The sequence below is a fragment of the Amycolatopsis tolypomycina genome (genome assembly GCF_900105945.1).
Classification (GTDB): Bacteria; Actinomycetota; Actinomycetes; order Mycobacteriales; family Pseudonocardiaceae; genus Amycolatopsis; species Amycolatopsis tolypomycina.
Map to the genome: position 1 here is coordinate 1089683 of NZ_FNSO01000004.1, position 19372 is coordinate 1109054.

Sequence of the window (19372 nt, forward strand, 5' to 3'; positions counted from 1 at the left end):
CGCGGACACCAGGCAGACGCACGACGAAGCCACTTCAGGCGACGCCTCCGACTCCAAATGCTAGAGATCTAGCCCTGTAGTACTAGCCCCCGCCCCAAACGCCCCAATGTGGCGTTGGTTGCGTCCAACGCACCCAATGTGGCGTTCGGTGCGTTGGACGCACCGAACGCCACATTGGGGCGCATGAGAGCCGGGTCAGCGGGGCTGGTGCGCGCCACAGGAGTCGCGGACCACCAGTTTCGTCGGCAGCAGCACCGGTTCCGGGGCCGTCGCGTTCTCGAGCATCGTCAGCAGCGCGCCCGCCGCCGCGGTGCCGAAGCCCGGCTTGTCCTGGGCCACCGTCGTCAGCGCCGGGTCCACCAGCGACGCCACTTCGATGTCGTCGAACCCCACCACCGCCAGGTCCGCCGGGACCCGCAGCCCGGCCGCGCGGGCCGCCAGGAGGGCGCCGACCGCCATCTCGTCGCTGGCCGCGAACACCGCCGTCGGCGGGTTCTTGCGGGCCAGCAGCCGGCGCATGCCGACGAAGCCGCTCTCGCGGTAGAAGTCGCCGCCCACCACGAGATCCTCCGACACCGGCAGGCCCGCCTCGGCCAGCCCGCGCCGGTAACCCTCGGTGCGCGCGGCCGCCGGTGCGTTGCCGCGGGGGCCGGTGATCGTCGCGATCCGGCGGTGGCCGAGCGCGGCCAGGTGCCGGACCGCCTCCGCCGCGCCCCCGGCGTTGTCCGACGTCACGTGCGTCGCCCGCGGTCCGGACAGGGCGACGTCCAGTGCGACGCACGGCAAGCCGGACTGGGCGAACGCGGTGAACGCGTCGGCGTCCGTGCCGCTGTCGATGAGCACCAGCCCGGCCAGGTGGTGCCGTCGGGTCATGCTCACGTAGCCGATCGGGTCGGCCAGCGACACGCCCGGGTGGCGGTCGCGGGCGTCGTCGCTCGTCGCGAGCAGCAGCAGGTGGTAGCCGTGCGAACTCAACGCGGACTTGAGGCCCAGCAACAGGTCCTGCAGGAACGGGTGCCGCCAGCCGGGCCGCCGGTGGTCGGTGTCCCAGACCAGCCCGACCATCGCCGACTGCCGGCGTGACAGCGCCCGCGCGGATTCGTTCGGCGAGAAGTCGAGGTCCCGCGCCACGCGCTCGACGCGTTCGCGGGTCGTCGCGCTGACCGTGGCCGGGCGGTTGAACACCCGCGACACGGTGGCGACGGAAACCCCGCAGAGCTGCGCGACCTCGCGGGCGGTGACCATGGTGACCTCCTGGTTTGTAACCGGTTACATCTGTAGCACACGACCTCAGACTGCGTAAACGCCAGGGCGCGTTATTATTTCGTTACTTGACGGAAGTCGGCTGGGAGCGCTCTCATGGGACCCGCGTTTTCCGACCGGCCCGCAGAACAACGGAGATCTCATGCGCCCGAAAACGAGAAACCGCCGGATCCGCCTGCTCGCCGGGGTGGGTGCCACCCTGGTCGCGCTCACCGCGGTGAGCGCCTGCGGTGACAGCGGTGCCGCCGGCGGCAAGATCAAGCTGAGCCTCGGCCTGTTCGGCAACTTCGGCTACACCGACCTGATCAAGGAGTACCAGGCGGCGCACCCGGACATCGAGATCACCGAGCGGACCGCCGCCTACTCCGACCACCACAAGAACCTCGCCGCGCACCTGGCCACCGGCGCCGGCGCCGCGGACGTCGAAGCCATCGACACCGGGTACGTCGCCCAGTTCAAGGCGACCCCGGACAAGTTCGTCGACCTCAACACCGTCGGCGGCGACAAGCTCAAGGACCGCTGGCTGGCCTGGAAGTGGGCCGCGTCGCTGGGCAAGGGCGGGCAGCAGATCGGCTACGGCACCGACGTCGGCGGCCTCGCCATCTGCTACCGCCGCGACATGTTCAAGACCGCCGGGCTGCCCGAGGACCGCGACGCCGTGTCCGCGCTCTGGCCCACCTGGCAGAAGCTCTTCGAGACGGGCAAGCGCTTCCAGGAAAAGGCGCCGCAGGGCGTCAAGTTCATGGACGGCGGCCCGACCGTGCTCAACGCGATCGTCGGCCAGGCCCCGCAGGGCTACTACGACCAGAACGACCAGGTCATCGTGGGCAGCAACCCGGCCCTGCGCCAGGGCTGGGACCTCGTGGTCGACGCGGTCAAGGCGAACCTGAGCGCCGGCCTGCTCTACAGCACCCCGCAGTGGAACACCGGCTTCACCCAGGGCCAGTTCGCGACCGTCACCTGCCCGGCGTGGATGATGACCAAGATCAAGGACCAGGCGCCGGACACCGCCGGCAAGTGGGACGTCGCGGCCGTGCCCGGTGGCGGCGGCAACTGGGGCGGCTCGTACCTGACCGTGCCGAAGTCGGGCAAGCACACCAAGGAAGCCGCCGAGCTCGCCGCGTGGCTGACCGCGCCCGAGCAGCAGGCGAAGGTGTTCACCAGCAAGGGCCTGCTGCCGTCGGCGCCGTCGCTCTACGACGACCCGAAGATCACCGGCTACACCAACCCGTTCTTCTCGGGCGCGCCCGTGGGCAAGGTCTTCACGGACGCGGCGAAGAAGCTGAACCCGCAGTACCAGGGCCCCAAGGCCGGCGACGTGCAGACCGAGTTCGGCAACGCGATGCAGCGCGTCGAGCAGGGCAAGCAGGACGGCGCGGCGGCGTGGGACCAGCTGGTCGGTGACGTCGCGAAGATCAAGTAATGGCGCTCACCTTCGCCGAGCGGCGGCAGAAGTGGGACGTCAAGCTGTCGCCGTTCGGTTTCATCAGCCCGTACTTCCTCATCTTCGGCGTCTTCGGGTTGTTCCCGCTGCTCTACACGGCCTTCGTGTCGCTGCAGAAGCGGAACCTCATCGACGCCGAGGGTGCGACGTTCATCGGGTTCGGCAACTACGAGCAGCTGCTGTTCCACGACCCGTACTTCTGGAACGCGATGGGGAACACGGTCAGCCTGTGGCTGCTGACCACGATCCCGCAGATCCTGTTCGCGCTCGGCATCGCGCACCTGCTCAACCGGCGGCTGCGCGGGCGGATGTTCTTCCGGATGGGGATGATCCTGCCGAACATCACCTCGGTGGCGGCGGTGACGATCATCTTCGCGCAGCTGTTCGGCCGGGACTTCGGCCTGGTCAACTGGGTGCTGAGCTGGTTCGGCGCCGGGCAGATCGACTGGCAGGCCGGCACGGCCAGCTCGCACACGGCCATCGCGGCGATGGTCGTGTGGCGCTGGACCGGCTACCACGCGCTGATCTTCCTGGCGTCGATGCAGGCGATCCCGTCGAGCATGTACGAAGCCGCCACGCTCGACGGCGCCCGCGGGTGGCAGCAGTTCTGGCGGATCACCGTGCCGCTGCTGCGGCCGCAGATCATCTTCTCCACGGTGATCGCGACGACCGGGAACATGCGGCTGCTGGCCGAGCCGCTGCTGTTCAACCCGGGCACGGCGGCCGCCACCGGTGGCTCGGACCGGCAGTTCCAGACCGCCGCGCTCTACCTCTACGAACAGGGCTTCGCCAAGTACGACTTCGGCTACAGCTCGGCGATCGCGCTGATCCTGGCCGTGGCCACGATGCTCGTCGCCGGCCTGTCGTACCTGGTGACCCGGCGCATCCAAACGGACTGAGGAGCGGACATGACCACCGTGCTGACCCCGGCCGCGCCCGCGCCGCCGGCCGCCTCGCGCGGGCGGCTGCGGCGGATCGGGAAGCGGGTCACGAGCCCGTGGACCTACGCCGCGCTGATCGCGATCCTGGCCGGTTCGGCGTTCCCGGTGTACTGGTCGTTCGTCGTCTCCTCGCAGACGACGGAGGCCGTGGGCAAGGTGCCGCCGGTGCTGGTGCCGGGCGGGCACCTGTTCGAGAACATCGCCCGCGTCTTCGACGAGACGGACTTCGCGCTGGCGCTGGGCAACTCGCTCATCGTCGCGGGCACGATCACCGTCTCGGTGGTGCTGTTCTCGACGCTGGCCGGGTTCGCCTTCGCCAAGCTGCGGTTCCGCGGGCGGACGGCGTTGCTGCTGGTCGTGGTGGCCACCCAGGCCATCCCGACCGAGCTCGGCGTCGTCCCGCTGTACATGATGATGGCCGACTTCGGGTGGGCGGGGGAGCTGCAGGCGGTGATCGTGCCCGGCCTGGTCACCGCGTTCGGCGTGTTCTTCATGCGCCAGTACTTCGAGCGGGCGCTGCCGCTGGAGCTGCTGGAGGCCGGCCGGATGGACGGCTGCGGCTCGCTGCGGCTGTTCTGGCACGTGGCCCTGCCCGCCGCCCGCCCGGCCGCCGCGGTGCTCGGGCTGTTCACCTTCATGCAGGCCTGGAACGACTTCTTCTGGCCACTGGTGGTGCTCGTGCCGGAGAACCCGACCGTCCAAACCGCACTGTCCACTCTGGCCAGTGGCTACACCACCGACTACACGCTCGTGCTCACCGCCGCCACCATCGGCACCGTCCCCGTCCTGATCGTGTTCCTGCTGTTCGGCCGCCAGATCGTCGGCGGCATCATGCAGGGCGCGCTCAAGGGCTGACCTCCCCGGAGCTCACCGTGACATCCAGTTTTCCACCCGGCTTCCGCTGGGGCGTGGCCACCTCGGCGTTCCAGATCGAGGGCGCCACCACCGAGGACGGCCGCGGACCGTCCATCTGGGACACGTTCGCGGCGGTCCCCGGCGCGGTGGCGGGCGGCCACACCGGCGAACCGGCGGCCGACCACTACCACCGCTGGCACACCGACCTCGACCTGCTCACCGAACTGGGCGTCGACGCCTACCGGTTTTCGGTGTCGTGGCCGCGGATCCAGCCGGACGGGCGCCGCTTCGAACGCCGGGGGATCGACTTCTACCGCCAGCTCGTGGAAGGCCTGCGGGAGCGGGAGATCGAGCCGTTCCTGACGCTCTACCACTGGGACCTGCCGCAGGCGCTGGAGGACGAGGGCGGCTGGCGGTCGCGGGAGACGGCCCACCGGTTCGCCGAGTACGCCGCCCTGGTGCACGAGGAGCTCGGCGACGTCGTCGACCACTGGACGACGCTCAACGAGCCGTACCCCTGCGCGGTCGCGGGGTACGGCGAAGGCCGCCACGCGCCGGGGGCCAGGGAGGGACACGGCGCGCTGGCGGCCGCCCACCACCTGCTGCTCGGCCACGGCCTGGCCGTCCGGGCGATGCGGGCGCAGGCGACCCCGCAGCAGCAGTTCGGGATCGTGCTCAACCAGTCGCCCGCGGTGCCGGTGTCGGACTCGCCTGCGGACACCGCGGCGGCGGCCCGCCAGGACACGCTGCTGCGCCGCCAGTTCACCGACCCGCTCTTCGGCGGCCGGTACGCGCCGGGCCTGACGGCGATGTTCGACGGCGTCTCGGACTTCTCGTTCCGCCTCGACGGCGACCTCGAGACGATCGGGACGCCGCTGGACTACCTCGGCGTCAACTACTACTACCGGCTGCACTGCGCGGACGCGCCGCACCGCGAGCCGGACCCGGCGCTGCGGACCGTGACCGACATCGGCGTGGACACCACACGCCTGCCGGACGTCCCGCGCACGGGCATGGGCTGGCCGGTCGAGCCGGAGGGGCTCACCGAAGCCCTCGTCGGCCTGCACAACCGCTACCCGGACCTGCCACCGGTGTTCGTCACGGAGAACGGGTGCGTGTACGCCGACCGGAGCGACTTCGCGGACTACGAGCGCATCAGCTTCCTGAACGAGCACATCGAGGCGGTCCGCACGGCGGCCGCGGCCGGCGTCGACCTGCGCGGGTACTTCTGCTGGTCACTGCTGGACAACTTCGAGTGGGCGCACGGGTACAAGCACCGCTTCGGCCTGGTCCACGTCGACTACGAGACGCAGGCGCGCACGCCGAGGTCGAGCTACCGCTGGTACCGCGACTTCATCGCGGCCCAGCGGACGCCGTGAGAAAGTCGCTGGAGCACCGGGCCGGGGCCGCCCTACGGTGACGCCATGAGCGATCACCCGGCGGCCCCCGTCCCGGCCCTCGAGCCGCCCTACTACGTGGCTGTCTTCACGTCGGTGCGCACCGCCGAGCAGGCCGGCTACCCCGAGACCGCCGCCCGGATGGAGGAGCTGGTCAAGCAGGTCCCCGGCTACCTGGGCATGGACCACGCCGAGACGCCCGGTGGCCTGAGCATCACCGTCGGGTACTTCCGCGACGCCGACGCCCTCGCGCAGTGGCGGAGCAACGCCGAGCACCGCTCGGCCCGGCAGCGGGGCCGGGCCGAGTGGTACGAGAGCTACACCCTGCACGTGGCGAAGGTGGAGCGCAGCAGCGGCTTCTCTCGCGCCTGAGCGCTACTTCTTGTACAGGCCCTCGATGTCGTTGGCGTAGTTCTTCGAGACCACGTTCCGCTTCAGCTTGAGGCTCGGCGTGATCTCCCCGCCGGCCTCGGTGAAGTCGTTGGCCAGCACGGTGAACTTCTTGATCGCCTCGGCCTTGGACACCGACTTGTTGGCCTCGTCGACCGCGGCCTGGATCTCCGCGACCAGGTCGGGGTCGGTGGCCAGGTCCGCGACCGAAGCGCCGGCCGGCTTGCCGTGCTGGGACTTCCACGACGGGAAGTACTCCTCGTCCACGGTGACCAGCGCGGCGATGAACGGGCGCTGGTCGCCGACCACCATCGCCTGGCTGACCAGCGGGGACGCCTTGATCGTGTCCTCGAGGCCGGAGGGGGCGACGTTCTTGCCGCCCGCCGTCACGATGATCTCCTTCTTGCGGCCGGTGATCTTGAGGAAGCCGTCGGAGTCGAGCTCGCCGAGGTCGCCGGTGTGGAACCAGCCGTCCGTCAACGCCTCGGCGGTCGCCTGCGGGTTGTTGTAGTACGCCCGGAACACGACGTCGCCCTTGAGCATCACTTCACCGTCGTCGGCGATGCGGACCGACGTGCCGTTGACCGGCTTGCCGACCGTGCCGACGCGGAACGCCGTCTGCGTGTTGACGTTCGCCGCCGCCGACGTCTCGGTGAGGCCGTAGCCCTCGAACACCGGGACGCCGATGCCGCGGAAGAAGTGCGCCAGCCGGGCACCCAGCGGCGCTCCGCCCGAGACCGCCGCGACGCAGCGGCCGCCGAGGGCCGCGCGCAGCTTGCCGTAGACGAGCTTGTCGAACACCAGGTGCTTGAGCTTCAGCCCGATTCCGGCGCCGCCGGAGTCCTGCGCCTCGCTGTAGGCGACGGCGGTGGCCTCGGCGGCGTCGAAGATCTTGCCCTTGCCCTCGCTGTGGGCCTTCTGCTTCGCCGAGTTGTAGACCTTCTCGAACACGCGCGGCACGGCGACGACGAACGTCGGCCGGAACGTGCCCAGGTCGGCGACCAGGTTCTTGACGTCCGGGGTGTGCCCGAGGGTGACGCGGGCGGTCAGCGCGGTGACGGCGATCGCGCGGGCCAGCACGTGCGCCAGCGGCAGGAAGCACAGCAGCGAGTTGCCCTGCTCCATCAGCTGCGGGAACGCCTCGATGTCGGCGCGGATCTCGGCCAGGAGGTTCCGGTGGGTCAGCTCGACGCCCTTGGGGCGGCCGGTGGTGCCCGAGGTGTAGACGATCGTGGCGAGCTCGTCCGCGGTCACCTCGCGGCGGCGGTCGTGCAGCTCGTCGTCGGACAGGTCGGCACCGAGCGCGGACAGCTCTTCGACGGCGGGGGAGTCGCCCTCGATCTGCCACGTGCTGGCCAGGTCGGGGAGCCTGTCGCGCACCTCGTCGAGCGTCGCGGCGTGGGCGCTGGTCTCGACGAAGACGCCCTTCGCGGCCGAGTCCGACAGGATCCAGTGCACCTGCTCGGCGGAAGAGGTGTCGTAGATCGGGACGGTCACCGCGCCGGCCGCCCAGATCGCGAAGTCGATCAGCGTCCACTCGTAGCGGGTCTTCGACATGATCGCGACGCGGTCGCCGCGGCCGATCCCGGCCTTCGCCATCCCCTTGGCGACGGCCAGCACCTCGGCCGCGAACTCCTTGGCGGTGACGTCCAGCCAGCTGCCCTCGACCTGGCGGCGGAAGCTCACCACGTCGGAGAACCGCTCGGCGTTCGCCCAGACGACGTCGGACATGTTTTCGTCGTCGGCCACCGGCTTGCCGGCGGGAGCGCTGTATTCGCGCACGTGGACCTCCGTGTTCAACGCGGCGGCAGGTGACACCGCTGTTACCCGCCAGTCAACTTAGCGTGGTGAGCACCTTAAGACCATGCTGATCGACGCCGCGAGGCGAGGCCGTGACATTCTTCGCACGTGAACGCGCCACCCTCCCTCGACATCGTCGACGAGACGTTCCTCGCCGTTCCGCCCGCCACCGTGGCCGCGGTCTTCGCCGAGCCGGCCTCCTGGCGGCGCTACTGGCCCGACCTGGTCCTCGAGGTCTACACCGACCGGGGGGAGAAGGGCCTGCGCTGGACCGTGCGGGGCGCGCTCGTCGGTACGATGGAGGTCTGGCTCGAGCCGGTGCTCGACGGCACCCTGCTGCACTACTTCCTGCGGGCGACCCCCGCCGACGCGGCCGGGACGCCCCGTGCCCTGGCGCCGCGCGAGCTGCGCCGGGAGTTCGACCGGCGGGCGCGCGCCGCGAAGGCGATCGCGCTCGGGCTCAAGGAGATCCTGGAGGACGGGCGCGAGCCCGGAGTGCCTCCGCGCGGCGAGGGCTAGGGGGCCAGGGGTGCGGGTACACGTCGTCTCGGACGTGCACGGCAACGCGGACGCGCTGAAGCGGGCGGGCGACGGGGCCGACGCCCTGGTCGTGCTCGGCGACCTGATCGACTTCGTCGACTACCACGACCACGAGAAGGGCATCATGGGTGCCCTGTTCGGCGCGGAGAAGGTGGCCGGGTTCGCCCGGCTGCGCCGCGAGGGCACCCGTGACGAAACCGTTGCCTACTCGCGGGAGCTCTGGGCGAGCCTCGAAGACCCGGCGAGCGCCGTCGACGAGGCCGTCCGCACCCAGTACGCGGCGCTGTTCGCGGCGATGACCGCGCCCACCTACGCCACGCCCGGCAACGTCGACACCCCGGCGCTGTGGCCGGAGTTCACCGGCGAGGGCGTGCGGGTGCTCGACGGCGAGGTGGCCGAGATCGGCGGCCTGCGGTTCGGGTTCGTCGGCGGCGCGCTGCTGCCCGACGGCGTCGTCCCGCGGCCGCGCAAGGGCGCCGCCTGGCGCCCCTACCTGCGGGATCGCGCGGACTACGACGCGGGCGTCGCCGCGCTGGCCGACGTCGACGTCCTCTGCACGCACGGCCCGCCCGCGCTGCCGGAGCTGACCTACGACGTCGTCGCGCGCCGCAGCGAGATCGGCTCGACGGCGCTGCTGGAGCTGATCCGGGCGCAGCGGCCGCGCTGGTCGGTGTTCGGGCACGTGCACCAGCCACTGGCGGCCCGCGCCCGGGTCGGCCTGACCGAGTGCCGTAACGTGGGTCACTTCAAGGAGACCGGGCAGCCCTACGTGCTGCGCTGGTGACCAACCGCGGCGGCTACGCTTCGACCCATGGCCGAGCAGTCCACACAGTCCATCGAGGTCGACGCCGAGCCCAGCCGGGTGATGGCCGTGATCGCCGACTTCCCCGCGTACCCGGAATGGGCCAAGGCCGTCCGGCAGACCGAGGTCCTCGACACCGACGCCGACGGGCGGGCCAAGCAGGTCAAGCTCACCCTCGACGCGGGCCCGATCAAGGACGTCTACACCCTCGAGTACGACTGGGACGAAGACGGCCTCGGCGTCAGCTGGCACCTGGTCAAGGGCCAGATGCAGAAGGCCCAGAACGGCCGCTACGCGCTCGCCGACCTCGGCGGCGGCCGTACCCGGGTCACCTACACGCTGTCGGTCGAGCTGGCGCTGCCGATGATCGGCCTGCTGCGCCGCAAGGCCGAGAAGATGGTCATGGACACCGCGCTCAAGGAGCTGAAGAAGCGGGCCGAGGGCTAGCGTGCGGATCCTGCTGTGCACCGGCAAGGGGGGTGTCGGGAAGACCACGCTGGCCGCGGCCACCGGCGCCGCCCTCGCCGCCCGCGGCAGGAAGACCCTCGTCGTGTCCACGGATCCGGCGCACTCGCTCGGCGACGCCTTCGGCCGCCCGCTCGGGGCCGAACCGTCCGAAGTGGACGCGCTCCTCTCCGGCGTGCAGGTCGATTCGCGCACCCTGGTGGACGCCACCTGGCAGCAGCTGCGCGGTGAGCTGCGGGCCGTGCTGGCCGGGGCGGGGCTCGACACCCTCGACGCCGAAGAGCTCACCGTGCTGCCCGGCGTCGACGAGCTGCTCGCCCTGACCGAGGTCCGCCGGCTGGCCGAGGACGGGCCGTGGGAGACCGTCGTCGTCGACTGCGGCCCGACGGCCGAGACGCTGCGGCTGCTCGCCCTGCCCGAGGCCGTCTCCGGCTACCTTTCCCGCGTGTTCGGGCGCCGCGTCACCGACCCGGTGCGCCGCCTCGGCGCCCACCTCGACGGCCTGCGCGCGCTGCTCACCGACCCGGCCGTGACGACCGTCCGGCTGGTCCTGACCCCGGAGCGGGTGGTCGTCGCCGAGGCGCGGCGCACGCTCAGCTCCCTGGCCCTGCGCGGCATCGCCGTCGACGGCCTGATCGCCAACCGGCTGATGCCCGCGCCCGGCATGTGGCGCGGTGGCGCCGCGTCGTGGCTGCGCACCCGGCGGGCGCAGCAGGACGCCGTGCTCGCCGAGCTCGCCGCGGCCGGGATCGCGCCGGTCGCCCGCGTCGAGCACCGCGCCGTCGAGCCGGTCGGGCTGCCGGCGTTGCTGGAGATCGCCGCCGAGCTCTACCGCGGCGAAGACCCCCTCGCGGGCAACGGCACCCCCGTCACCCCGCTGCTGCGCGTGCGGCCCGCCCCCGGCGGGTACACCCTGCGCGTCGCGATCCCGCTCGCGCGGGACGCCGAGGTCGACCTCGCCCGCGTCGACGACGACCTGGCGATCACCGTGGACGGCTTCCGCAGGCTCATCGCCCTGCCGGAGCCGCTGCGGCCGTGCCGGATCACCGGCGCGGAATCCGACGCCGACGGCCTGGTCGTGCGCCTGGCCGGGAACCGGGGCCGCGGGTGAGCGAAGAGGAACACGGGCCGCGCCTGGCGGAGGAGATCCGCCTGCTCGCCGAGCTGGTCGCGGACAAGGCGGCGCCGTGGCTCGAGGGCGTGCTCGCGGCCGGCCACGGTGATCACACCTCTGAGGAGGCGAAACCGGACGGTTCGGCGTGCGGCTGGTGTCCGCTGTGTGCGATCGTCGCGGTGGTGCGGGGTGAGCGGCCCGAGCTGGTCGCGCGGCTGGTCGAGCAGCTCGCGCAGCTGGTCGCCCTGCTGCGTGCGGTGCTCGCGGACCGCTGGGAACCGGACGAGGGCGTGCACATGCCCGGGTTCCGGCCCGCGCCGAAGCCCGCCGCGGACGCCACCGCGTCGACCAGGGTGCAGCACATCGCGGTCCGCAGGCGCGACGAGTGGGAGAGCTGAGTGCGGACGATAGGGGTGGACGTCGGCGGGACGAGCATCCGGGCCGGCGTGGTGGACGAACGCGGCTCCCTGCTCGACACGGCGCGCGTCGCGACGCCGACCGAGGAGGGTGCCCTCGAGGACGCCATCGCGAGCGTGGTCGAGGACCTGCGCAACCGCCACGACGTGGCCGGGGTCGGGCTGGCGGTGGCCGGCTTCGTGGCCCGGGACCGCCGGTCGGTGATGTTCGCCCCGCACCTGGCGTGGCGCGGCGCACCCGTGGCCGACCGGATCGAGAAGCGCGTCGGCCTGCCGGTGCTGCTGGAGCACGACGTCAATTCGGCGATCGTGGGCGAGCACCGCTTCGGCGCGGCTCGCGGGGCGCAGGTGGCGGCTCTGGTCGCGCTGGGCACGGGCATCGGTGCGGGGCTGTTGCTGGACGGCAAGTTGTACCGGGGCGCGTACGGCGTCGCGCCGGAGCTGGGGCACCTGACGGTGGTCCGCGGTGGGCGGCCGTGTCCGTGCGGCAAGTACGGCTGCTGGGAGCGGTACTGCAGCGGGACGGCGTTGGCCGCGACGGCCGTGGAGCTGCTCGCGCGGCACCCGGGGCGGTCGACGGTGCTGGCGCCGCAGGTGGCGGGTGATCCGGGGTCGGTGACCGGGCGCCGGGTCGCGGGTGCGGCTCGGGACGGTGACCCGATTGCCCAGCTGGCCATGGCGGAGCTGGCCAAGTGGCTGGGTGAGGGTTTGGCGCTGGTCGCGGATGTGTTCGATCCGGAGATCATCGTGATCGGGGGCGGGGTTTCGGAGTCGGCGCCGTTGTTCCTGGATGAAGCTCGGGAGCATTACGCGGGGGCGATCACGGGGGCTCGGCATCGGCCGTTGGCTCGGATTCGCACCGCTCATCTTGGGGATGACACGGCGATCGTGGGCGCGGCGGCGTTGGCGTTGGAGGCGGCGAAGACCCCGGTCTGACCCGGCCCCGACGTCATGAACGACCCTTTCATGACATCGGGCGCACTGAACGAGTCGTTCATGACGTTCCGGCGCCGGGGAAGCGGCCGGAACTGTCGGTGGCTCCCGGTAGCGTGGAATTCGGGGGCGGGCCCGCACCGGCCCGTGTCATCCCACCCCCGATCGGGTACCCGGCTCCCGCAGCGGGAGGGAGCGGGGATGGCGGCCGATGTGTGGATCGGGGTGGGCGGGGCCTGCTTGGCGGTTGCGGCGGCTGTCCTGCGGGCGAAGTCGCGCCGTCGGCCGGTGGTGGTGGCCGCGTCGCTCGCCGTCGCGGCCGGGTGGGCGCTCGTCGCGCAGTTCCTGCTCAAGGCCCTCTTCCCCGGCGCGGTCCTCGCCGTCGTCATCCTCGGCGGCATCGTCCTCGGCATCCTGCTCGCCGCCTTCCTCGGTGGACGCGGGAACCTCGCGCGGAAGAAGTGATCCCTCGCCGACCTGTGACAGGCTGGACGGGTGAGTCAGCCGTCCGCCAGTGTCTTCGTCCGGTGTTCCTGCGGGCACGTGCACTGGGGTCGCTACGGTGCCGCCGGGCTGCTGCTCGTCGATCCCGCGCGGGGCGTTCTCCTGCAGCGTCGCGCCTGGTGGGTGCACCACGGGCGCACCTGGGCCCTGCCCGGTGGGGCCATCGAGGCCGGCGAGACCGCCAGGACCGCCGCCGCCCGGGAAGCCTTCGAGGAGACCTCCGTTCCCGCCGAGGCTTTCCGTGCCGTCTCCGCCTCCGTCGTCGACCACGGCGACTGGAGCTACACCACCGTTCTGGCCCTCGCCGACGGCGCCGAAGCGCGCGTCGCCAACACCGAAAGTGCGGAGGTGCGCTGGGTGGATCCCGACGACGTCCCCGGTTACCCCCTCCACCGCGACTTCGCCGCCGCGTGGCCGCACCTGCGCGACCGCGTCGGCCAGGAGCTCGTGCTCGTCGTCGACGCCGCCAACGTCGTCGGCTCGCGGCCCGACGGCTGGTGGCGCGACCGGCACGGCGCCGCCGAACGCCTTCGCGACCAGCTCGCCAAGCTCGCCGAAGCCGGCGTGCCCGATCCGGACGACGCGGCCGTGACCTGGTGGCCGCGGATCGTCCTCGTCGTCGAAGGGCAGGCCAAGCGCGTCACGGGCACCGAAGGCGTCGAAGTCGTCGCCGCGGACAGCGACGGCGACTCCAAGATCGTCGAGGTCGTCGCCCAGCAGACGGCCAAGGTGCTGGTCGCGACCGCCGACCGGGAGCTGAAACGGCGGGTCGAAGCGCTCGGCGCGTCGATCATGGGCCCCGGCACGCTCCGGCGGCAGCTCGACGAGCTCTAGTCGCGCCGGATCCCGTCGCGCATCTCGGCCACCAGCGACGCCATCACGGCCTTGAGGCTGCCCTTGTGCTGCTCGGCCACCGCGCGCTGGCGCCGGTAGCTCGGCCCGTACCGCAGGATCGTCTCGACGTCCCGCAGCTCCGCGACGCAGTCCAGGCGCCGCGCCACCGGCTCGAGCCGGTCCAGCAGGTCGGCCACGTCGTCGGTGACCAGCCGCTCGCGGCCGGCGGCGTCCAGGATGATGATCGCGTCCGTGCCGTAGCGGGCCGCGCGCCACTTGTTCTCCTGGACGTGCCACGGCGGCAGCGTCGGCAGGATCTCGCCGTCTTCCAGGCGCTCGACGAAGTCGTCGACCAGGCACTGCGTCAGCGCCGCGATCGCGCCGACCTCCTCCAGCGTCGGCAGGCCGTCGCAGACGCGCATCTCGATCGTGCCGAGCTTCGGCGACGGCCGGATGTCCCAGCGGATCTCCGAGAAGCTGTCGATCACGCCGGTGGTGAACATGTCCTCGACGTAGCTCTCCAGCTCAGCCCACTTGCGGAACTGGAACGGCAGCCCGGCCGTCGGCAGCTGCTGGAACATCAGCGCCCGGTTCGACGCGTACCCGGTGTCCTCGGCGCCCCAGTACGGCGAAGACGCCGACAGCGCCTGCAGGTGCGGCGCGTAGTTGAGCAGCGCGTCGAGGACCGGCAGCACCTTCTCGCGGTGGTCGACGCCGACGTGGATGTGGACGCCGTAGATCAGCATCTGCCGCCCCCACCACTGGGTCCGGTCGATCAGCTTGGCGTAGCGCTCCTTGTCGGTGACCTTCTGCTGGTACCAGTTCGAGAACGGGTGCGTGCCCGCCGAGAACATCTCGACGCCGAGCGGGTCGGCGACACCGTGCACGACGTCGAGGGAGTCGTTCAGGTCGGCCTTGGCCTCGGCGATCGTGTCGCAGACGCCGGTGATGATCTCGATGGTGTTGAGCAGCAGCTCCTGCTTGATCTTCGGGTGCTCGGCCTGCCCGTCGGGCCGGACGGCCTCGAGGATCCGCTCGGCCACCGACGTCAGCTCACCGCTGCGCCGGTCGACCAGGCCGAGCTCCCATTCCGCGCCGACGGTCGATCGCCGCGAAGGACTGAACTCGATGTGCATCGCCGTCCGAACTAGACCTGGGCGCCGTTGCTGGGATCGGCGCCGGGCGGCGGTCCCTGGCGCACGCGGAGCAGCAGCAGCGCGATCGCCGTCGCGAGCGCGAGGATGCCCAGCGGTGTCGCCACCGTCGGGCCAACGCCGATCGCGTTCGGCAGGATCAGCAGGAACAGCCCGGCCAGGAACAGCAGCAGGATGAGGAACGCCCCCAGCTTCGGCCGGGGCAGCGGCGGCGGCTCCGGCGGGACGTAGTGCTCGTCGTCGTCGGCCGGGTCGTCGGAGAACATCGTGGTGTCCCACGACGTTCCCCCGGACCGCCAGCCGGGCTCCGGCGGCGAGTCCACGGCCGGCGGCTCGGCGGGCCGCTCCGGTGTCTTGCGCGACTCGGGCTCGGCGGTGCCGGTGGCCTCGGCGGTGTCCGTTTCGGGGAGCCCGAACCCGCCGGCGCGCAGGTCGGCGACGATCTCGGCGAACGTCGCGTCGACGTCCTCCGGTCCGTCCTTCCCCCGGCTCATGCGGTCTCCTCGGGCTGTCCGGCGTGCGCCTTCGCGAACTCGACGCTGCGGGTGAAGATCACTTCGGCGTCGTTGTCCTGCGTGGCCACGTGGTAGCTGTTCTCCAGCACGACCTCCGTGACGTCGGTGCTCGAGACGCCCTTGAGCACCAGCTGCGAGTTGACCGGCTCGACGACGTGGTCGACCGACGAGTGCAGCAGCAGCACCGGCTGCGTCACCTTCGCCAGGTCGGCGCGCACGACCGCCCACAGCTTCGCCAGGCTCGCCGCCGCGCGCACCGGCGTGCGCGGGTAGGCCAGCTCGGTTTCGCCCGGCTTCTTGATGTCGTTCGCGATCGCCGGCACCGACGGCACGACCCGGCCCAGCACCGGCAGCAGCCGCGTGTCCCACTTCAGCCGCGTCACCGACGGGTTGACCAGGACGATCCCGGCGATCCGGTCGCCGAACTCCTCGGCCAGGCGCAGGGTGAGCGTGCCGCCCATCGAGAGGCCGCCGACGAACACCGTGCGGCAGGTCGCCAGCAGCGCGAGCAGGGCTTCGCGGACGGCGCCGTACCAGTCTTCCCACGTCGTGCGGTTGAGGTCCGGCCAGCGGGTGCCGTGGCCGGGCAGCAGCGGGCAGCGCACCGTGAACCCGGCCTCGGCCAGGTGGTCACCCCAGGCCCGCATGCTCGCCGGGGTGCCGGTGAACCCGTGGCAGAGCAGGAACCCGATCTCGGCCGAACCGGTGTGGCCGAACGGTTCCGCGCCGGCGAGCACGCCCATGCGATCGCCTTCCGTGTGAGCCTTGCAGTCAGTCCATGCTCTCACGCCCGGCGGACCTTGTGGGGGTCTGCCCGTGCCCCGAATTCGCTGTGAGATCGATCGCTGCCGAAGTGGTAACCGGGTGGTCTGCGTTGTGCGGCGGCCGCCGGTGTTCGTAGGCTGTTCGTCTCGGGTGACAGGGGCTGCGGCTGCGATGGAGGACTGAGGCACCGGTGCTGTACTGGCTCATGAAGTGGGTGTTCCTCGGACCGCTGCTCAAGGCGCTCTGGCCGACCAAGGTCGTCGGCGCGGAGAACATCCCCGAGACGGGCGGCGCGATCCTGGCCGGCAACCACCTGGCTGTCGCGGACTCGTTCTTCATGCCGCTGCGGGTCAAGCGCAAGGTCACCTTCCCGGCCAAGTCCGAGTACTTCACGGAGCCCGGCTTCAAGGGCACGCTCAAGAAGTGGTTCTTCACCGGCGTCGGCCAGTTCCCGATCGACCGCTCCGGCGGCAACGCCGCCCAGGCCGCCCTCGACACGGCGACCCGCCTGGTCCGCGAGGGGCACCTGCTGGGGATCTACCCGGAGGGCACCCGGTCCCCGGACGGCCGCCTGTACAAGGGCAAGACGGGCGTCGCCCGCATCGCCCTGGAGTCCGGCGGCGTGGTCGTTCCGGTGGCGATGATCGGCACGGACAAGGTCAACCCGATCGGTTCGAAGATGTGGTGGCCGCGCCGCCTCGAAGTCCGCTTCGGCAAGCCCCTGGACTTCTCGCGCTACGAGGGCCTCTCCGGTGACAGGTTCATCGAGCGGTCGATCACGGACGAGATCATGTACGCCCTGATGGAGCTGTCGGGCCAGGAGTACGTCGACATCTACGCGGCAAAGGCCAAGGAGCTGCTGGCGGCAGAGGCGGCTGGGGTGAAGCCCGCGGTCCCGGCCCAGCCATCGGCCCGCGACGCGGCCCGGGTGCCCGATTCCAAGGTCGGCTGACCCACCACTACTGTTCACCAGTGCGTTTTTTCTACGACACCGAGTTCATCGAAGACGGCGTGACGATCGATTTGGTGTCGATCGGGGTGGTGGACGAGCGAGGCCGCGAGTTCTACGCGGTTTCGACCGAGTTCGACCCGTCCAAGGCGGGGCCCTGGGTCCGCGACAACGTGCTGGACAAGCTCCCGTCCCCGGCCGACCGAGCATGGCGAAGCCGGGAGAAGATCCGCAACGACCTGCTGGAGTTCTTCGGCAAGCCACCAGGCGGAATCGAGCTGTGGGCGTGGTTCGCGGCGTATGACCACGTGGCATTGGCGCAGCTGTGGGGCCCGATGCCGGCATTGCCGCGGCAGCTGCCGAGGTTCACGAGGGACCTGCGGCAGCGCTGGGAGGACGCGGGGAAGCCGAAGCTGCCGGCCGCGCCGACCGATCAGCATGACGCGCTGGCGGACGCAAAGCACAATCTGGCCCGGTGGGAAGTCATCGAGAGCTACTTCCCGCGCCGCTGACCAGCTGGGCCACGGAGCGGCCGGGCGCGTAGCGCCAGTTGCCTCCCCGCGCGGAACGCAAGGCCGACGCCCAACGGCACCCCACCCAGACCCCCTCCACCACCCCGATACGAAGCCAAGAACGCGGACGGTGGTGCCGGGTCAAGGCACGCTTTCCCGCCTTGACGCGGCACCACCGTCCGTAGTCACAATCAGGCTTCGGGGTGGTGGGCACTGACCCCGCCCAAGGCGACATTGCCGGAGCGCGGAGCGGCGCTCACGGGCGCCGAAATTGTCGGGGGTCCCCGGTAACGTAAAAACCGGGGGACCCCCAGGCCGGGGACCTCTCGGTGGCGCGCCCGCACCGCCGGGCCCGGCTCGGCCTGGCCAGGCGCCGCGCCGTCCCGGGTGCCGCCGGGAACCCCCGGCGCACCCCGGCCGACGCGACCGGCCGCCGACACAACCGGCCGCCGACACAACCGGCCGCCGACACAACCGGCCGCGACACAACCGGCCGCGACACAACCGGCCGCCGACACAACCGGCCGCGACACCCAGCCCCCAACCGGCCAGAAACCCCAGCTCAGCGCCGCGCCCGCACCGCCGCACCCAGCTCATCCAGCAGGGGCGCCGTGTCATCCCAAGCGAGACACGCATCGGTGATCGACTGCCCGTAGGTCAGCTCCGCCGCACGCCCCAGCGAAAGATCCTGCCGCCCACCGGCCAGGAAGCTCTCCATCATCAGCCCGGAAATCCCGCGCTCACCGGCAGCAATCCGCGCAGCCAGCTCGGAAACCACGACACCCTGCCGCACGTGGTCCTTGCCGCTGTTCCCGTGCGAAGCGTCGATGATCACCCGCTCCGGCAACCCCGCCTTCGCCAACCGGGCCAAAGCGTCCACAACAGAACCCGCGTCGTAGTTCGGCCCGCCGTTGTGGCCGCGCAGGATGACGTGGCAGTCCGGGTTGCCCGACGTCGTCAGCAGGGCCGCCAGCCCGTCCGTGTTGATGCCCGGGAACACGTGGCTGGCCGCCGCCGCGCGGGTGGCGTCGATCGCCACCTGGACGTCGCCCTCCGTCGAGTTCTTGATGCCCACCGGCATCGACAGGGCGCTGCACAGCTGGCGGTGGACCTGGCTCGCCGCCGTGCGGGCGCCGATCGAACCCCACGTCACGATGTCCGCGATGAACTGCGGCGTGATCGGGTCGAGGAACTCGCACCCCACCGGCAGGCCGAGCGCCGACACGTCGAGCAGCAGCTTGCGGGCCAGCCGCAGGCCCTTGTTGACGGCGAACGTGCCGTCGAGGTCCGGGTCGTTGATCAGGCCCTTCCAGCCCAGCGTCGTGCGCGGCTTCTCGAAGTACACGCGCATCACGATGTGCAGCTCGCCGCGCAGCTCCTCGGCCTTCGCGGCCAGCCGGCGGGCGTAGTCGAGGGCCGCTTCCGGGTCGTGGACCGAGCAGGGGCCGACCACCACGATGAGCCGGTCGTCGCGGCCCTCGAGGATGTCGACCGTCTCGGCGCGGCCCTGGCGCACCACCTTGGCGACGGCGGCGTCGACCGGATGGTCTTCGCGCAGCAGCGCGGGCGAAATGAGCGGACTGATCGACGTCGTGCGGGCGGCGTCGAGGTCAGTGAGGTCACCGATGGTGGCCGGTCCGGCGGAGAGCGTCATGGCGGGGGTGTTCCTTCCTGGTGGACACCGACCCGCGGGGGACTCGCCGAGCCGGTTGGGAAATCCGGCTCGGGGTGGGAGTCAGCGCAGGTTCACGCCGCCGTGCCCACCCGGGGCCGGCTTCG

The 19372-nt window shown here is 71.4% G+C and carries 21 protein-coding genes; 15 read left to right on the forward strand and 6 right to left on the reverse strand.

Annotated elements, in window-relative coordinates:
* Window positions 1-195: 195 nt before the first annotated feature.
* The gene (locus BLW76_RS15715) at window positions 196-1245 is read right to left on the reverse strand and encodes a LacI family DNA-binding transcriptional regulator (RefSeq protein WP_091307767.1); all 1050 of its coding nucleotides are present in this window, start codon (window positions 1243-1245) and stop codon (window positions 196-198) included.
* Between the two features lie 160 nt (window positions 1246-1405).
* On the opposite strand from BLW76_RS15715, the gene BLW76_RS15720 reads away from it, so the two are divergent.
* The 5 genes from BLW76_RS15720 to BLW76_RS15740 are packed head-to-tail and all read left to right on the forward strand — an operon-like array spanning window position 1406 to window position 6272.
* Window positions 1406-2686: an ABC transporter substrate-binding protein gene (locus tag BLW76_RS15720; protein WP_091307769.1), complete on the forward strand. Its 1281-nt coding sequence runs from the start codon at window positions 1406-1408 to the stop codon at window positions 2684-2686.
* A complete protein-coding gene (locus BLW76_RS15725; protein WP_091307771.1) occupies window positions 2686-3606 on the forward strand; it encodes a carbohydrate ABC transporter permease in 921 nt (306 codons plus the stop codon). Before BLW76_RS15720 ends, BLW76_RS15725 begins: the two co-directional genes overlap by 1 nt.
* A 9-nt stretch (window positions 3607-3615) precedes the next feature.
* Window positions 3616-4503 (forward strand): carbohydrate ABC transporter permease, encoded by an 888-nt coding sequence (locus tag BLW76_RS15730; protein ID WP_091307774.1) that lies wholly within the window; start codon window positions 3616-3618, stop codon window positions 4501-4503.
* Window positions 4504-4520: 17 nt separating this feature from the next.
* On the forward strand, window positions 4521-5882 hold the full coding sequence (locus BLW76_RS15735) for a GH1 family beta-glucosidase (RefSeq protein WP_091307776.1): 1362 nt from the start codon (window positions 4521-4523) through the stop codon (window positions 5880-5882).
* 45 nt (window positions 5883-5927) lie between these two features.
* Entirely contained in the window at window positions 5928-6272 is a 345-nt protein-coding gene (locus BLW76_RS15740; RefSeq protein WP_091307779.1) for an antibiotic biosynthesis monooxygenase family protein, read from the forward strand.
* A 3-nt stretch (window positions 6273-6275) separates the two neighbouring features.
* On the opposite strand, the gene BLW76_RS15745 is transcribed toward BLW76_RS15740, so the two are convergent.
* Entirely contained in the window at window positions 6276-8072 is a 1797-nt protein-coding gene (locus tag BLW76_RS15745) for an AMP-dependent synthetase/ligase (protein WP_091307781.1), read from the reverse strand.
* Window positions 8073-8198: 126 nt separating this feature from the next.
* Here BLW76_RS15745 and BLW76_RS15750 point away from each other — a divergent pair, with 126 nt between their 5' ends.
* The 8 genes from BLW76_RS15750 to BLW76_RS15785 all read left to right on the forward strand — a co-directional run bounded on the left by BLW76_RS15750 (window position 8199) and on the right by BLW76_RS15785 (window position 13698).
* On the forward strand, window positions 8199-8609 hold the full coding sequence (locus BLW76_RS15750; protein ID WP_091307783.1) for a polyketide cyclase / dehydrase and lipid transport: 411 nt from the start codon (window positions 8199-8201) through the stop codon (window positions 8607-8609).
* A 10-nt stretch (window positions 8610-8619) separates the two neighbouring features.
* On the forward strand, window positions 8620-9414 hold the full coding sequence (locus BLW76_RS15755; protein ID WP_091307785.1) for a metallophosphoesterase family protein: 795 nt from the start codon (window positions 8620-8622) through the stop codon (window positions 9412-9414).
* Window positions 9415-9441: 27 nt separating this feature from the next.
* Entirely contained in the window at window positions 9442-9879 is a 438-nt protein-coding gene (locus BLW76_RS15760) for an SRPBCC family protein (protein WP_091307787.1), read from the forward strand.
* 1 nt (window position 9880) lies between these two features.
* Window positions 9881-11008 (forward strand): ArsA family ATPase, encoded by a 1128-nt coding sequence (locus BLW76_RS15765; RefSeq protein WP_091307790.1) that lies wholly within the window; start codon window positions 9881-9883, stop codon window positions 11006-11008.
* Window positions 11005-11409, forward strand: coding sequence for a hypothetical protein (locus BLW76_RS15770; RefSeq protein WP_091307792.1), 405 nt, complete (start codon window positions 11005-11007; stop codon window positions 11407-11409). Before BLW76_RS15765 ends, BLW76_RS15770 begins: the two co-directional genes overlap by 4 nt.
* A gap of 15 nt (window positions 11410-11424) precedes the next feature.
* Window positions 11425-12363, forward strand: a complete 939-nt coding sequence (locus BLW76_RS15775; RefSeq protein WP_091307795.1) for an ROK family protein — start codon at window positions 11425-11427, stop codon at window positions 12361-12363.
* 198 nt (window positions 12364-12561) lie between these two features.
* Window positions 12562-12825, forward strand: a complete 264-nt coding sequence (locus tag BLW76_RS15780) for a hypothetical protein (protein WP_091307797.1) — start codon at window positions 12562-12564, stop codon at window positions 12823-12825.
* A 30-nt stretch (window positions 12826-12855) separates the two neighbouring features.
* Complete coding sequence (locus BLW76_RS15785; protein WP_091307800.1) at window positions 12856-13698, forward strand: NUDIX domain-containing protein; 843 nt, start codon at window positions 12856-12858, stop codon at window positions 13696-13698.
* On the opposite strand, the gene BLW76_RS15790 is transcribed toward BLW76_RS15785, so the two are convergent.
* The 3 genes from BLW76_RS15790 to BLW76_RS15800 are packed head-to-tail and all read right to left on the reverse strand — an operon-like array spanning window position 13695 to window position 16110.
* Complete coding sequence (locus tag BLW76_RS15790) at window positions 13695-14834, reverse strand: glutamate--cysteine ligase (protein ID WP_091307801.1); 1140 nt, start codon at window positions 14832-14834, stop codon at window positions 13695-13697. The genes BLW76_RS15785 and BLW76_RS15790 overlap by 4 nt on opposite strands.
* A gap of 11 nt (window positions 14835-14845) precedes the next feature.
* Window positions 14846-15346: a hypothetical protein gene (locus tag BLW76_RS15795; RefSeq protein WP_091307804.1), complete on the reverse strand. Its 501-nt coding sequence runs from the start codon at window positions 15344-15346 to the stop codon at window positions 14846-14848.
* Window positions 15343-16110, reverse strand: a complete 768-nt coding sequence (locus BLW76_RS15800) for an alpha/beta hydrolase (protein ID WP_091307805.1) — start codon at window positions 16108-16110, stop codon at window positions 15343-15345. Before BLW76_RS15800 ends, BLW76_RS15795 begins: the two co-directional genes overlap by 4 nt.
* Before the next feature lie 212 nt (window positions 16111-16322).
* On the opposite strand from BLW76_RS15800, the gene BLW76_RS15805 reads away from it, so the two are divergent.
* Window positions 16323-17084: a lysophospholipid acyltransferase family protein gene (locus tag BLW76_RS15805; protein WP_091307808.1), complete on the forward strand. Its 762-nt coding sequence runs from the start codon at window positions 16323-16325 to the stop codon at window positions 17082-17084.
* 20 nt (window positions 17085-17104) lie between these two features.
* Complete coding sequence (locus BLW76_RS15810) at window positions 17105-17593, forward strand: polyadenylate-specific 3'-exoribonuclease AS (protein WP_091307810.1); 489 nt, start codon at window positions 17105-17107, stop codon at window positions 17591-17593.
* Window positions 17594-18155: 562 nt separating this feature from the next.
* Here the strand turns inward: BLW76_RS15810 and BLW76_RS15815 are convergent.
* A complete protein-coding gene (locus BLW76_RS15815) occupies window positions 18156-19247 on the reverse strand; it encodes a 3-deoxy-7-phosphoheptulonate synthase (RefSeq protein WP_091307812.1) in 1092 nt (363 codons plus the stop codon).
* Window positions 19248-19372 lie beyond the last annotated feature (125 nt).

Excerpts from the sequence above, each read along its gene's own strand:
- BLW76_RS15815 (WP_091307812.1), bottom strand. The coding sequence starts at position 19,247 with ATGACGCTCTCCGCCGGACCGGCCACCATCGGTGACCTCACTGACCTC.
- BLW76_RS15760 (WP_091307787.1), top strand. The coding sequence starts at position 9,442 with ATGGCCGAGCAGTCCACACAGTCCATCGAGGTCGACGCCGAGCCCAGC.
- BLW76_RS15790 (WP_091307801.1), bottom strand. The coding sequence starts at position 14,834 with ATGCACATCGAGTTCAGTCCTTCGCGGCGATCGACCGTCGGCGCGGAA.
- BLW76_RS15795 (WP_091307804.1), bottom strand. The coding sequence starts at position 15,346 with ATGAGCCGGGGGAAGGACGGACCGGAGGACGTCGACGCGACGTTCGCC.
- BLW76_RS15720 (WP_091307769.1), top strand. The coding sequence starts at position 1,406 with ATGCGCCCGAAAACGAGAAACCGCCGGATCCGCCTGCTCGCCGGGGTG.
- BLW76_RS15715 (WP_091307767.1), bottom strand. The coding sequence starts at position 1,245 with ATGGTCACCGCCCGCGAGGTCGCGCAGCTCTGCGGGGTTTCCGTCGCC.
- BLW76_RS15780 (WP_091307797.1), top strand. The coding sequence starts at position 12,562 with ATGGCGGCCGATGTGTGGATCGGGGTGGGCGGGGCCTGCTTGGCGGTT.
- BLW76_RS15740 (WP_091307779.1), top strand. The coding sequence starts at position 5,928 with ATGAGCGATCACCCGGCGGCCCCCGTCCCGGCCCTCGAGCCGCCCTAC.
- BLW76_RS15730 (WP_091307774.1), top strand. The coding sequence starts at position 3,616 with ATGACCACCGTGCTGACCCCGGCCGCGCCCGCGCCGCCGGCCGCCTCG.
- BLW76_RS15800 (WP_091307805.1), bottom strand. The coding sequence starts at position 16,110 with ATGGGCGTGCTCGCCGGCGCGGAACCGTTCGGCCACACCGGTTCGGCC.
- BLW76_RS15725 (WP_091307771.1), top strand. The coding sequence starts at position 2,686 with ATGGCGCTCACCTTCGCCGAGCGGCGGCAGAAGTGGGACGTCAAGCTG.